The sequence below is a fragment of the Phyllobacterium sp. SL163 genome, assembly GCF_049896885.1.
Lineage (GTDB): Bacteria > Pseudomonadota > Alphaproteobacteria > Rhizobiales > Rhizobiaceae > Phyllobacterium > Phyllobacterium calauticae.
On sequence record NZ_JAFCVE010000008.1, the window covers coordinates 237,350 to 251,150 of the forward strand.

A 13,801-nucleotide genomic window follows, 5' to 3' on the forward strand; every position below is an offset into this window, starting at 1 on the left:
ACCAAAAATATTCCCGTCCCGGCTGACCCCGGGACGGGAATGGAGCATCGTCCAGCAACACGACCCGCTGGATTTGGCCTATGGTCCCAGCGGTATGATTGTCGTGTCTGTCGTGCGGTGCCCAAGCGATAACCCTATCAGTCCGGCCGAAATCAGGCGGCCTGCCGGACCCAGCTCGGGAATGGGTCGAACAGGTCTTCCCACTTGCCCGGCGTGAACTCATCCGCGTCCACCAGACAGGCATCCAGCTGTGCCCGCAGGTGCACTTCATTCATCGGATCGACGCCGATGAAGACAATCTCCTGCCGCCGGTCGCCCCAGACCTTGTGCAGGTAGGGCTTCATGGATTTCAGCCATTCCGGATGCTCCGGCCAGCGGTTGCGCGGGATCGACGACCACCACAGCCCGCGTTTTTCCGCCCGCACCAGCGCACCGGCCTGGCTGAGTTCGCCGACATAATCCGGCCGTGTCGCCAGCCAGAAGAACCCCTTGGAGCGGATGACACCGGGCCAGTTCCTGTCGAGAAAGGCATGGAGCTTCTGCGGATCGAACGGACGCCTCTCCCGGTAGACGAAAGAACGGACGCCATATTCCTCGGTTTCCGGCACATGGTCGGCAAAGCCGTTGAGTTCCTTAAACCAGAGCGGATGCTCCTGCGCCTTGTCGAAATCGAACAGGCCGGTATTGAGCACCTCGTTAAGCGGCACATCGGCAAAATCCGTCTCGATGAGTTTTGCATCCGGGTTGAGCGCGCGGATGATCTTGCGCGCCAGGTCCCGGTCATAGAGAGACGAGTCGGAAATCTTGTTGAGGATGATGACGTCGGCAAACTCGATCTGGTCGACCAGCAGATCGACCAGCGTCCGGTTGTCGGCATCACCGAGCGATTCCCCCCGGTCCTTCAAAAAATCCGCCGAGGCGTAATCTTTCAGGAGATTCGCCGCGTCGACCACGGTCACCATGGTGTCGAGTTTTGCCACATCGGACAGGCTGCGGCCGTTCTCGTCGCGGAAATCGAAGGTCGACGCCACGGGCAAGGGTTCGGAAATGCCCGTCGACTCGATGAGGAGATAATCAAAACGTCCCTGCTTGGCCAGGGCTTCCACCTCCTGCAGCAGGTCGTCGCGCAAGGTGCAGCAGATGCAGCCATTGGTCATTTCGACCAATTGTTCATCGGTGCGCGAAAGATTGGCGCCGCCGTCGCGTACAAGTGCGGCATCGATGTTCACCTCGCTCATATCGTTGACGATGACGGCAACGCGCCGCCCCTCGCGATTGTTGAGAATATGGTTGAGCAAAGTGGTCTTGCCGGCTCCGAGAAAGCCCGAGAGCACCGTGACCGGAAGACGGTTGGGTATGGCTGTGTTGTGCATGGCTATTGCCCTCTTGCAATGGCCTGCCGCGAGGGCCGCAGCAGGCCGGATAACGTCAGTCGTGAACTTCGCCGGAGCCGCCGACGGCCACGACATTGAAAGGCTTGCCTTCGAGCGCGATCTCGCGGTCCTTCGCGAAGGCGGCCGCCTTGATCACGTGCAGGCGGCTTTTCAGCGGATCGCTGACGATGATCTCGTCACCGGCAACAGCAATGCGCGGCCGCGGCAGGCTCCAGTGACCATCCATGCTGTAGGGTTCCGTCAGCTTGATCGACTTTTCGATTTTGGCGGTAATAACATTCAGCTGATGCAGCTGTCCGTCCTCGGTGAAGATGTAGGCGAACCGCGGGCGCGCTGAATCGACGGCGAAATGCACGCGGCGGGCGGGCAGTTCGATCCGGCGGAACGGTTCGGCATTGCCCGGTTCGACCAGCACCACCGCCTGCGGACCGTAATTGCCGAGGAAATACTGCAGGCCCTTGCCGCCGAGAAGCGTGGTGATCTTTGCATCCGGCAGCGATGTCGCATAGGCGAGATGATTGATCTCGGGCGTATCCGCGCCGGATTTGACCAGAAGCAGTCCGGTCTTGCAGGCGATAGCCAGAATATTGCCGGACGAAGCTTCCCCATGCAGGTCAGGGCATGCGTGTAGCGCGCCGACGGGATAGCCGTCGCTGCCGAGAACCTTGATACCGATGGGCAATTCATCCACCGGCTTTTCCGGATGCGGCTCCGTCACCAGCACCGTGCCGCCATAGGAGACGGCAACGCCGTGATGCGGTGACGCGAGCTTGATGCTGCGCACATCGGCTTTTCCGGCAAGCACATCCCTTTCCCTGACGACCTTCACCACGCCATCGCCGTCAAAGAACTGGGCGATGTTGCCGTTGTGATCGACGAAGTGTGAAGGCCGCTGACCTTCCAGTTTCAGATCGAGCAGTTTCGGCGCCTCGACCTTGAGATCGCCATGGGCACCATGGTCCTCAACGGCAATGCCAGTCGACAGGACCGCCACCTCGCCGCCGTCCCGCTGCACGGCAAAAATTGTTTTCCCGCTGTCGGACAGCGACAGGCCAACCGGCGCCTTCACCTTGAACGTATCGATAATCCCGCCGGTTCGCGGGTCGAGCACGCGGATGGTCGGCTCCGCATGGTCCGAGACGAAAACGCGCCAGGCGGTCTGCTCATTGGCCAGTGCAGGCAAGGCGGCAAAGCCAAAGACCATGGCGAGGGGCAAAACTTTCTTCAGATGTCGTGACATGCTTGTTCCTTATGCGTCGTGGGAGTCCGTCGATATAATGTAATAACATTACATTCTTGCCAATGAAAAAAGCGGAGTCATCCCCCGCTTTTTCCGCTTCGGTCTATCAGCTGCCGATAATGGCCTTTTTGAAGGCACTGATATTGTGGTGCATCATGTCGATATAGGTGCTGGCGCCTTCGCCCGGTTCCGACAGAGCATCGGAAAACAGTGTGCCGCCGACATTCAGCTTGGTCTCGCTGGCGATCTGCTCGATCAGGCGCGGATTGGTGATGTTCTCGACGAAGATCGCCGAGGCCTTGTCTTCCTTGACCTGCTTGATCAGCGCGACGACATCGGCCGCGGACGGTTCCGCATCCGTTGAAAGACCTTCGGGCGCCAGGAACTTCAGCCCATAGGCATGCTCGAAATAGCCGAATGCATCGTGGGAGGTGATGATCAGACGCTTGGCCTCCGGAATGGCAGCGATACCGGCCTTCACATCGATCTCGGTCTGATCCAGCTTCTGGGTATAGTCCGCGCCATTCTTCTTGTAGGTATCGCAATTCGCCTTGTCGGCATTGCAGAAGGCATCGACGATGTTCTTCACATAGATCTTGGCGTTGGCGATCGACTGGAACGCATGCGGGTCGAAGGCACCGTGATCGTGGTGATGCTCAGCGCCTGCCTCCGCATGGCCTTCTTCCTCTTCCTGCGCCTTGAGGGGCTCGATACCCTTGGTCAGTTCGACAATGGGCGCCTTGGTGCCGCTGGCCTCGACCAGCCGCGGCAGGAAACCTTCAAATCCAAGACCATTGACCAGAACCACATCCGCCTTTGCCAGCGCCGCCGCATCGGACGGCTTGGGCTCATAGACATGGCTGTCGCCGTTCGGGCCGACCAGATTGGTCAGCGAAATCTTGTCGCCGCCGACGTTCTTGGCAAAATCCTCGATGATGGAGAAGCTGGAAACAACCTTCAGGTCAGCCGCAAAAGCGGTGGATGAAGCCGCAGACAGTAACAGTATAACATTCAGAGTTGTAGCGAGTTTAAGAGCTTTGCGCATTGGTAGTCTCCTTTATCGAGGTTTAGGCGGTTCTGTGGCGGTGGGAACGCATGCGGCTGCTGAGAACGCCGCGTGAGCCGATGAGAATGGACGCGATATACATCGCACCGGCGGAAAGGATGATCGCCGGGCCGGACGGCAGGGCAAAATGATAGGAAATCAGCAGGCCTGCAACGCAGGATATCATCCCGATCAGGATTGCAACCGCGCACATCGGGCCGACACGGGTCGTCCAGAAGCGCGCGCCGGCGGCAGGCAGCATCATCAGGCCGACCGACAGCAGCGTCCCGAGCGCCTGGAAGCCGCCGACGAGATTGAGCACCACCAGCGCCAGGAAGATGAAATGCACGGGCGTGCCGATGCGGCTGACCGAACGCAGGAACAGGGGATCAAGGCACTCGGCCACCAGGCCGCGCCAGAAAATGGCGAGGGTCACGATGCTGACGCCGCAGATCAGGCCGATCAGGCTCAGCGCCTCGTTGTTGAGCGCAAGAACCGTGCCGAACAGCACATGCATCAGGTCGACATTCGAACCGCGCAGCGAAACGATCATCACCCCCAGCGCAAGGGATATCAGGTAGAAGGCCGCCATCGAGGCATCTTCCTTCTGGATCGTGAAGCGTGACACCGCCCCGGCGCCGAGCGCCACGATCACCCCGGCGATCAGCCCGCCGATGGTCATCGGCACGATCTGCAGGCCGTAGAGCAGGAAACCGGCGGCGGCTCCCGGCAGGATGGCGTGCGACATGGCATCGCCGGTCAGGCTCATCCGCCGCAGCATCAGGAACACGCCGACAGGGCAGGAACTGAGCGACAGCGCCAGCGAGCCGAGCAAGGCGCGCTGCATGAAGCTGTAATCGATGAAAGGGGCAATGAGGAAATCATACATCCCGATCAGCCCCCCGCCCGGCTGTGACCATCATGATGCGCATGATGCGTGTGATCATGCGCATGATCGTGTTCATGACCGCCGGTCGCGGACAATCGGGCATCGTCTTCGCACCAGGGCGCACTCTCGGCCCAGGCCTCGTGGAACTGCCGCGCATGCAAAAGGTTTTCCGGACGAAGCGTCTCCCGCGAGGCACCCCAGGCAATGGGCTTGCGCGCCAACAGCAGGGTTTCAGGAAAATGCTCCCGCACCAGGTCGAGATCGTGGACCACCACCATGATGGTGCGCTTTTCGCCGTGCCAGCGCTTGATCAGCGCGATCAGGTCGCCGACCGTCTTGGCATCGATGGCATTGAACGGCTCGTCGAGCAGAATGAGGTCAGCGTCCTGCACCAGCACCCGGGCAAACAGGGCGCGCTGCAATTGCCCGCCCGACAGGCTGTCGATGGGACGTTTTTCAAAACCGCCCAGCCCGACGCCCATCAGGGCCCGCGAAACCTGTTCACGGTCACCGGCGGTAAAGCGGCCAAGCAGGCCGCGCTTGGGCCAGAGCCCCAGCGAAACGAGATCGATGACCCGCGCCGGAAACGAGCGGTCCAGTTCCGATTGCTGCGGCAGATAGGCGACGCGAACGTCCTTCTCGACCACGACGGAACCGGACATCGGCTTGAGAACACCGACAATACCCTTCATCAGCGTCGACTTGCCCGAACCGTTCGCACCCACGACCGCCGTCAGCGAACCGCGCTCGACCACACCGCTCAGATGATGAACGGCAGGGTGACTGCGATACCCCAGGGTAAGGTCACGAAAGGTCAGGCATTGGTCAGTCATGGTCTATCCGCATGCTCCGGACGGCGGTGTTCGGTCGGTCACGTCCATCCGGCATCTTCTTGACGTCTCGATATGTGATGTTATTACATTAGTCAACAATGGCAAATTTGAGAACAGACGAAATTAATTTATCCACTGGCAGCCGATGACGCCGCTGCTTATCTTAGAGACAGCAGATTTTTACGGAAACGGACTTGTTTACGGCAATATCACGCGCTAGCGACTTAAACGTGTACGTTCAGGAGACCCGAAGGCAATGACAACCGCCCATGAGCTGACGAAGAACCAGACCCTGGTGTTCAATACGTTGTCGCGCGCCGAAGGGCCCTTGAGCGCCTACACCATCCTCGACCAACTGCGCGGCGACGGTTTCCGTGCGCCGCTGCAGGTCTACCGCGCCCTGGAAAAGCTGCTCGATTACGGCATGGTCCACCGCCTCGAAAGCATCAATGCCTTTGTCGCCTGCGCGCATCCCCACAATCACAGCCACAATCACGGCATGATCGCCTTCGCCATCTGCGAGAAATGCGGGCAGGTCTCGGAATTTTCCGATGATATCATCACCCAGCGGGTGCGCGAATGGACCACGCAGAACGGCTTCAAACAGACCAAGACCACCATCGAAATCCGTGGCGTCTGTGCCGCCTGCGGCACCGCCTGATCAGGCCTTGTAGGCCTTGAGAAACAGGTCGACACCCGCAGTCACGGTCTTGCGGATCTGCTCCGGCTCCGGTTCCTGCTCCATCTGGCCGAACAGGCGGCGGCGCAGCAGGCCCGAATGGAAAAGGTCTGAAAGCTGATAGGCCGCCAGCTCCGTATCCTCGATCGCGAGAAATCCCGCCGCGACGTGCTTGTCCAGAAGCGCGCGCATCAGGGCGAGGCCCTTTTTCGGCCCTTTTTCGTAAAAACTGGAACTCATGGAGGGCATGCGCTCCGCCACCCCGATGATGACACGCTGCGCCCGGATACCAGCATTCGAGGTAATCAGCGTCGACAGTGAGATGCCGAACTGGATCAAGGCTTCGCGCAGGTCGCTGTTGTTGCTCTCCAGCGCATGATAGATACCGTCGAACAGCGCCGCCTTGTATTGCTGGCACAGATCAATGAACAGCTCTTCCTTGTTGTTGAAATAGACGTAGATCGTGCCCTTCGACACGCCCGCTTCGCGGGTAATGTCATTCATGCTGGCCGCATCAAAACCCATCTGCGAAAAAACGCGATTGGCCCCATCCAGTATCTGCTGCCGTTTGACGGGATCCTGCCCTGCGGCCAGACGGCCGGGACGTTCGGAAGCGGTCATGCCTGGGTCCATAACGGGTGCCTTGGTAGACGACATAGTAGTCAAGTTTCCTCATTTTCGATTCTTTTTCGAACCAAGCGGTTCGATCCCCTTGATATGCGCTCTCATTTGCGCTATGTCAACGATCGAACCGATTGGTTCAATCAGTTTTCAGATTGAACATCTGTAGAAAGAGCTCTCTATGTCCGCGCCGAAATCCACCAACGAGGCTGAGATTCGTCAGTTCCCTGCACCCGCCCCTGCTTCCAAAGCCGAAGCACCGGTGAAAAGTGAAGCCCCGCAGCACGACGTGGTCACTGCGACCCCGGCACCGCCAAAACGCTCGGTGAAGCGCTTCATATTGCCCGTCATCATTGTCGCCGCTGTCGGCGCCGGTGCCTGGTATGGCCACGAATGGTGGACAACGGGCCGCTTCATGGTCTCGACCGACGACGCCTACATCCAGGGCGACATCACCGCCATTGCGCCCAAGATCACCGGCTATATCGATACGATCAACGTCGTCGCCAACCAGCGCGTCAAGGCGGGCGATCCGCTGATCACGCTCGACAATGGCGACTATACCATCGCCGAAGAACAGGCCGAGGCGCAGATCGCGACACAGCGCCTGACGCTTCTGCGCATCGAGGCCCAGACGGAAGCAGCCAAGGCATCCGTCAAGCAGGTCGAAGCCAGCAAGGTCGCCGCACAGGCGGTCCTGACCAATGCGGAAGCCGCCGCAACCCGCGCCGGCCAGCTGCATGCCACGCGTTTTGCCTCCCAGTCCCAACTCGACGATGCCACCGCGGCGCTGGATCAGGCCAAGGCCAACCTCGTTGCCGCCGATGCCCAGATCGCTGCGGCAGTCGCCAATGTCGGTGTGCTGGAAGCCCAGTACAAGGAAGCCGAGGGATCGATTGCCTCGCTGCAGCTGAGCAAGGATAAGGCCGCCCGCGACCTCTCCTTCACCGTCATCCGTGCGCCTCTCGATGGCGTTGTCGGCAATCTCTCGGCCAAGAAGGGTGATCTCGTCACCCCCGGCCAGCGGCTTGCCGCCCTCGTTCCCGTCAATTCGCTCTATATCGACGCGAATTACAAGGAAACGCAGCTGCGGGACATCGTGCCGGGCGAAAAGGTACGGGTACGGGTCGACGCGCTCTCCGGTGACACGTTTGAAGGCACCGTCGCCTCGATTGCCCCGGCATCCGGCGCCGTGTTCTCGCTGCTTCCAGCCGAGAATGCCACGGGCAATTTCACCAAGGTTGTCCAGCGCGTCCCGGTTCGCATCGCCCTGCCCGCCGACATTCTGGCATCCGGCAGGCTTCAGGCGGGCTTGAGCGTCATCGTTGACGTCGATACCCGCACGGCACCGGCCAAGTAAGCGCAACCAGCACCGGACCCGAGATCATGTCGAGCACGACCATCAGCGGAAAGCCAGCGGCACCGGCCGTGCCGTCCGATCACATCGATCCGAAGAAAGCCATCGCCTTCGTGGCGATGGTCTTTGGCATGTTCATGGCCATCCTCGACATCCAGATCGTTTCGGCATCGCTTGCCGAAATTCAGGCGGGTTTGAGCGCAAGCTCCGATGAGATTTCCTGGGTGCAGACCTCCTATCTCATCGCCGAAGTCATCATGATCCCGTTGTCCGGCTTCCTCGGCCGGCTCCTGTCGACACGCGTGCTCTTCACCATTTCGGCGGCGGGCTTCACCGCAGCCAGCGTCCTGTGTGCCACGGCCACCAACATCGACCAGATGATTGTCTACCGCGCCATCCAGGGTTTCATCGGCGGCGGCATGATCCCCAGCGTCTTTGCCGCTGCGTTCACCATCTTCCCGCCTTCCAAGCGCTCGATCGTCTCGCCCATCATCGGCCTCGTGGCCACGCTGGCGCCGACCATCGGGCCGACCGTCGGCGGCTATCTCAGCCACGCCTTTTCCTGGCACTGGCTGTTCCTCGTCAACGTCATTCCCGGCATCATCGTTGCCTTTGCCGCCTGGAACCTCATCGACTTCGACAAGGGCGACAAGTCGCTGTTCAGCAAGTTCGACTGGTGGGGTCTGGCCGGCATGGGCGCGTTCCTCGGCTCGCTCGAATACGTGCTCGAGGAAGGTCCGCGCAATGACTGGCTGCAGGACAGCACGATCTTTTTCTTCGCCATCGTTCTCGTCCTCGGTGCGCTGCTGTTCTTCTATCGTGCCTTCACCGCCGAGGAGCCGATCGTCGACCTGCGCGCCTTCAAGAACCTCAATTTCGCCTTCGGCTCGGTGTTCTCCTTCATCATGGGCGTCGGCCTCTATGGCCTGACCTATCTCTATCCGCTCTATCTCGGCCGCATCCGGGGATATGACGCGCTGATGATCGGCGAAGCCCTGTTCGTCAGCGGTCTGGCCATGTTCATGACCGCCCCTGTCGCCGGCTTCCTGTCCAACCGGATGGATCCGCGCCTGATGATGATGATCGGCTTCATCGGTTTTGCCGCGGGCACCTGGACCATGACCGGCCTCACCGCCGACTGGGATTTCTATGAATTGCTGCTGCCGCAGATCCTGCGCGGCTGCTCGCTGATGCTGTGCATGGTGCCGATCAACAATCTGGCGCTCGGCACCCTGCCGCTGTCCCGCCTGAAGAACGCTTCGGGCCTGTTCAACCTGACACGCAACCTTGGCGGTGCCGTGGGCCTTGCCGTCATCAACACGATCTTGACGGATCGCGGTGTCAAGCATTACGCCCAGCTGTCCGAAAAGGTGCGTTGGGGCAATCCGGAAGCCGAGAATCTGATGGCCAGCATGGCCAAGAATTTCCAGTCGCACGGCATTGACGGCTCGTCCGCGGCACTCAGCCGAATTTCCGGCATGGTGCATCAGCAGGCCTCGCTGATGTCGTTCATGGACGTCTTCTATATCCTGACGATGCTGTTCGCCTCGCTGGCGCTTTTTGCCGTGCTCATGCGCAAACCGGCACCCGCTGCCTCGGGCGGCGGAGGCGGCGGGCACTAGTGCCCTTCTTGTTCGCCCTTGAGGCGGCTTGACCAGTCCTCGACCTTGCCGGTGGCCAGACGGCGCTCGGCATAGCGGCGCCATCCATCGGGAAGCCGTTCCAGCGCGGCCATCTGCGCCAGTTCATCGAGGTTCATGGTGTCCACGTACAGCGTGCGCCACAGTCGGTGGATGGTCCACTCGGGCGAAGTGCGGTCAATGAGCGCCAGCGTATCACCGGGCGCGACATAGCCGCTTTGCAGAACCCGGTAATACCAGCCTGTCCGTCCCGTTTTCTGCACCCGCATGGACATGTCGGCGACGCCGAAACGCGCGGTCAGCTTCCAGCAGGGCTGGCGTCCCTGCGAGACCTCGACACGCGCGCCGCCTAGCTGGAATACATCGCCGAGCGCCACCGTGGTCTCATCAAGCCCGGTGGTCGATATATTCTCGCCGAAGGCCCCGGCCTGTTCGAGGAGGGGGATTGCCCCGATATCGGCAACCCATTTGTCATAGTGATCGTAGGGATAGTGGTGGACGGCCTTCTCGATGCCGCCATGGCGCACAGGATCGCCCTGCGCATCCCCCTCAAAACCGGTCTCGCCAAGCCAGAGCCGCCCGTTGACCGGCTTTTTTGCTATCCCGCTCGGTATTTTTTTGTCGCCGAGCGGCGCGAGGGCACCGGTCAGCAGTGCGATTGTACAATCTTTGATCGTCATGATGCCCGGTTTTCTAGCAGGATTTGCGCCGAATTGCGACCCGAATCCAGCACGGCGATTCCACCGGAAAACGGCTGTGCCACGGTATCCGCCAGACGCGGCAGATTCCCGAATTTTGCAAAATAATGTTAGTCCGCTAACCGGATTTTTCGAGCCCCCGCCGATCCTTGTGGATGAGCATGTCGCAGGAAATCAAATGCGACATTCATTATTCGGCTAATTGCCGCTCATGCCAATCTTTTTGTCGTTATAGGAGCAATTCAGCCGACTGTCCGGACACTGTCATAATTCTCTCACGCGCGAATTGCTAAGCCACCAAAAAAATGTTTCACTTCTTTCCACTGCTCAGCAAAAGACGTTCGCAGGCCTGTCATCTAACTGACATGAGAGCCCTATATCGGGAGGCAGGAACGTCGAAAACAGAGCCAATGACGTTTGTCGCTTAAACAGGGGTGTTAAAATGGTTGTTTCTTCAAAACGCTTGCTCTCTCTATCGACAGCGCTGCTGTTCGCAAGCACCACGCTTTCGTTCGCGGATGCGCCGGCTGATCTGGTTGCCGCCGCGAAAAAGGAAGGGTCGCTGACGACCATCGCGTTGCCGCACGACTGGTGTGGTTATGGCGATATCATTGCCGGTTTCAAGGCAAAGTACGGCCTGACCGTCAACGAACTCAATCCGGATGCCGGATCGAAGGACGAAGTCGAAGCGATCAAGGCCAACAAGGACAACAAGGGCCCGCAGGCGCCTGACGTCATCGACGTCGGTCTTTCCTTTGGCCCCGATGCCAAGAAAGACGGCCTGACACAGCCTTACAAGGTTTCCACCTGGGATTCGATCCCGGCCGAACTGAAGGATGCCGATGGCCATTGGTATGGCGACTATTACGGCGTCATGTCACTCGAAGTGAACACCGACATCGTCAAGAATGTCCCGAAGGATTGGGCTGACCTGCTCAAGCCGGAATACGCCAACACTGTGGCGCTTGCCGGTGATCCCCGCGCGTCCAACCAGGCCATTCTCGCCGTACAGGCTGCCGGTGCATCCACCGGTGCCAAGCCCGGTGCCGCTGCTGCCGAAGCCGGCCTGAAGTATTTTGCTGACCTCAACAAAGCCGGCAATTTCGTCCCGGTCATCGGCAAATCAGGCACACTGGCACAGGGTGCTACCCCGATCATCATCACCTGGGATTATAACGCCCTCGCCGGTCGTGATACGCTCAAGGGCAATCCGCCGGTTGAAGTCGTTGTTCCCGCATCGGGCGTTCTTGCCGGTGTCTATGTCCAGGCCATCAGCGCCTATGCACCGCATCCCAATGCCGCCAAGCTCTGGATGGAATATCTCTATTCCGACGAAGGCCAGATCGGTTACCTCAAGGGCTATTGCCATCCGACCCGCTTCAAGGATCTGATAAAGAACAACAAGGTACCGAAGGAAGTCCTCGACAAGCTGCCACCAGCAGCAGCCTACGAAAAGGCTTTCTTCCCGACGCTTGATGAACAGGCTGCCGCCAAGGAAGTCATCACCAAGGGCTGGGACAAGGTTGTCGGCGCCAACGTCAAGTAATCTCTGACCATCGGATCCCCGTGGAAACATCCGCGGGGATTCCCTTTTTCAGAGACAAGGCGCGCCCTGCTCGAACCCTCGGTCAGTTTGTTCGCTTCGCAATTGATGCGGTAGCGTCTATAATGCAGCTCAGAAAGCGGTCTTCAAAATCCATGAGTGTGATTTCAGAAGCAAGCACCTCCTCTAGTCCACCTGCCGCCACCCAGGAGCGCAAGCGCTTGTCGCTTGACTGGCTCGGTGTCATGCCGTTCTTCCTGTTTGCCGTGATGTTTCTGGTTTTGCCGACGATCTATCTCGTCGCCGGGGCGTTCCAGGATGCGCAGGGCAATCTGACGTTCGCCAATCTCGTCAATCTGTTCCAGCCGTCCATCATGGATGCCTACTGGATTTCGATCAAAATCTCGCTGACATCGGCATTGCTCGGCGCCTTCATCGGCTTCTCCATTGCCGCGGCCATCACTCTGGGCGGCCTGCCGAGCTGGATCCGCGCACCCATGATGACGTTTTCCGGCGTCGCATCGAATTTCGCCGGCGTTCCGCTGGCCTATGCCTTTCTGTTCACACTCGGACGGACAGGCCTCGTCACCTACCTCCTGGTCAACGTCTTCGGGTTCAATCTCTACGCGCATGGCTTCAATCTTCTCAGTTTCTGGGGCCTGACCATCACCTATCTCTACTTCCAGATTCCGCTGATGGTGCTGATCATCACCCCGGCGCTGGACGGGCTGAAGCGCGAATGGAAGGAAGCGGCGCTCATTCTCGGCGCAACCGGGCCGCAATACTGGCGCATGGTCGCCTTCCCGATCCTGTGGCCTGCCCTGCTTGGCACCATTCTTCTGCTTTTCGCCAATTCCTTCGGTGCCATCGCCACGGCCTATGCGCTGACCGGCTCATCGCTCAGCATCGTCCCGATCGTCCTCTACGCCCAGATCCGCGGCGATGTCCTGCAGGACCCGCAGCTCGGCTACGCCCTGGCCTTCGGCATGATCATCATAACAGGCATTTCCAACGGCATTTACATCTGGATGCGTGCCCGCAGTGAACGGTGGCTCAAATGAAGAAGAACCGTTTCTGGTCCTGGCTCGCCCTCGCATTCGGCATTCTCTATTTTGCCCTGCCGCTGATCGGCCTGTTTGAGTTTTCGCTGCGCATGCGGCGCGGGGTCTATTCGCTCGATGCCTATTGGGTCGTGCTGAGCGATCCCGGCTTCCAGGCGACGTTCGCCTATTCCGTCGTCATGGCCGTCGCCACCATTTTCGTCGGCGTGCTGCTCATCGTTCCCACGGCCTATTGGGTGCGCCTGCGCCTGCCGGGCTGGCGGCCGTTCATCGAGTTCATCACGCTGCTGCCGCTGGTCATTCCGGCAATTGTCATCGTGTTCGGCTATATCAGGCTGTATAACACCTCCTCGATGCTGCCGCTGACCGGTTCGGCCATGGGCACGAACATCCTTTTGTGCTTCGGTTATACGACACTGGCGCTGCCCTACATGTACCGCGCCGTCGATACCGGCCTTGGCGCCATCGATATCCGCACCATGACGGAAGCCGCCGAAAGCCTTGGCGCAAGCCGGATAACCATCATGGCACGCATCATCCTGCCCAATGTGCTCATTGCGGTGCTGTCGGGTGCGTTCCTGACCTTCGCCATCGTCATCGGCGAATTCACCATGGCAGCCCTGTTGAACCGTCCGGCTTTCGGACCGTTCCTGCAGCTGCTCGGCGCAAATCGCGCCTATGAACCGGCGGCGCTCTCCGTCATCGCCTTTGCCATAACCTGGGTTTGTATGGGGCTTATCCAGGTCGTCACCCGCTTCAACAAATCCCTCGCTGCAACCAAGCGATAATCGGGAACCTTGC

Annotated in this window: 13 protein-coding genes; 6 read left to right on the top strand and 7 right to left on the bottom strand. The window is 59.6% G+C overall.

What is annotated here, in order from left to right; all coding sequences use genetic code 11:
• Positions 1–152 precede the first annotated feature (152 nt).
• The 5 genes from zigA to aztA all read right to left on the bottom strand — a co-directional run bounded on the left by zigA (position 153) and on the right by aztA (position 5,401).
• Positions 153–1,358 (bottom strand): zinc metallochaperone GTPase ZigA, encoded by a 1,206-nt coding sequence (gene zigA, locus ACP7B1_RS19050; protein WP_346307208.1) that lies wholly within the window; start codon positions 1,356–1,358, stop codon positions 153–155.
• A gap of 70 nt (positions 1,359–1,428) precedes the next feature.
• The gene (gene aztD / locus ACP7B1_RS19055) at positions 1,429–2,634 is read right to left on the bottom strand and encodes a zinc metallochaperone AztD (protein WP_346307178.1); all 1,206 of its coding nucleotides are present in this window, start codon (positions 2,632–2,634) and stop codon (positions 1,429–1,431) included.
• A 106-nt stretch (positions 2,635–2,740) separates the two neighbouring features.
• The gene (gene aztC, locus ACP7B1_RS19060; protein WP_346307179.1) at positions 2,741–3,679 is read right to left on the bottom strand and encodes a zinc ABC transporter substrate-binding protein AztC; all 939 of its coding nucleotides are present in this window, start codon (positions 3,677–3,679) and stop codon (positions 2,741–2,743) included.
• Between the two features lie 22 nt (positions 3,680–3,701).
• On the bottom strand, positions 3,702–4,568 hold the full coding sequence (gene aztB / locus ACP7B1_RS19065; protein WP_223612464.1) for a zinc ABC transporter permease AztB: 867 nt from the start codon (positions 4,566–4,568) through the stop codon (positions 3,702–3,704).
• A gap of 5 nt (positions 4,569–4,573) precedes the next feature.
• On the bottom strand, positions 4,574–5,401 hold the full coding sequence (gene aztA / locus ACP7B1_RS19070) for a zinc ABC transporter ATP-binding protein AztA (protein WP_346307180.1): 828 nt from the start codon (positions 5,399–5,401) through the stop codon (positions 4,574–4,576).
• Between the two features lie 256 nt (positions 5,402–5,657).
• On the opposite strand from aztA, the gene ACP7B1_RS19075 reads away from it, so the two are divergent.
• Positions 5,658–6,062 (top strand): Fur family transcriptional regulator, encoded by a 405-nt coding sequence (locus ACP7B1_RS19075; protein WP_223612462.1) that lies wholly within the window; start codon positions 5,658–5,660, stop codon positions 6,060–6,062.
• Here ACP7B1_RS19075 and ACP7B1_RS19080 read toward each other — a convergent pair whose 3' ends face one another.
• Positions 6,063–6,701 carry a TetR/AcrR family transcriptional regulator gene (locus ACP7B1_RS19080; RefSeq protein ID WP_346307181.1) on the bottom strand — a complete coding sequence of 213 codons (639 nt, stop codon included), beginning with the start codon at positions 6,699–6,701 and terminating at the stop codon, positions 6,063–6,065. It lies immediately after the preceding gene.
• Positions 6,702–6,882: 181 nt separating this feature from the next.
• On the opposite strand from ACP7B1_RS19080, the gene ACP7B1_RS19085 reads away from it, so the two are divergent.
• Together ACP7B1_RS19085 and ACP7B1_RS19090 are read left to right on the top strand one after the other, a co-directional pair.
• The gene (locus ACP7B1_RS19085) at positions 6,883–8,061 is read left to right on the top strand and encodes an HlyD family secretion protein (protein ID WP_346307182.1); all 1,179 of its coding nucleotides are present in this window, start codon (positions 6,883–6,885) and stop codon (positions 8,059–8,061) included.
• Between the two features lie 26 nt (positions 8,062–8,087).
• The gene (locus ACP7B1_RS19090) at positions 8,088–9,680 is read left to right on the top strand and encodes a DHA2 family efflux MFS transporter permease subunit (protein WP_346307183.1); all 1,593 of its coding nucleotides are present in this window, start codon (positions 8,088–8,090) and stop codon (positions 9,678–9,680) included.
• Here the strand turns inward: ACP7B1_RS19090 and ACP7B1_RS19095 are convergent.
• Positions 9,677–10,378: an MOSC domain-containing protein gene (locus tag ACP7B1_RS19095; RefSeq protein ID WP_346307184.1), complete on the bottom strand. Its 702-nt coding sequence runs from the start codon at positions 10,376–10,378 to the stop codon at positions 9,677–9,679. The genes ACP7B1_RS19090 and ACP7B1_RS19095 overlap by 4 nt on opposite strands.
• Before the next feature lie 460 nt (positions 10,379–10,838).
• On the opposite strand from ACP7B1_RS19095, the gene ACP7B1_RS19100 reads away from it, so the two are divergent.
• The 3 genes from ACP7B1_RS19100 to ACP7B1_RS19110 all read left to right on the top strand — a co-directional run bounded on the left by ACP7B1_RS19100 (position 10,839) and on the right by ACP7B1_RS19110 (position 13,788).
• Entirely contained in the window at positions 10,839–11,942 is a 1,104-nt protein-coding gene (locus ACP7B1_RS19100; protein ID WP_223612458.1) for an ABC transporter substrate-binding protein, read from the top strand.
• Between the two features lie 242 nt (positions 11,943–12,184).
• On the top strand, positions 12,185–13,000 hold the full coding sequence (locus ACP7B1_RS19105) for an ABC transporter permease (protein ID WP_426137201.1): 816 nt from the start codon (positions 12,185–12,187) through the stop codon (positions 12,998–13,000).
• Positions 12,997–13,788, top strand: coding sequence for an ABC transporter permease (locus ACP7B1_RS19110; RefSeq protein ID WP_346307186.1), 792 nt, complete (start codon positions 12,997–12,999; stop codon positions 13,786–13,788). The genes ACP7B1_RS19105 and ACP7B1_RS19110 overlap by 4 nt, the downstream gene beginning before the upstream one ends.
• The last annotated feature ends 13 nt before the right edge of the window (positions 13,789–13,801 follow it).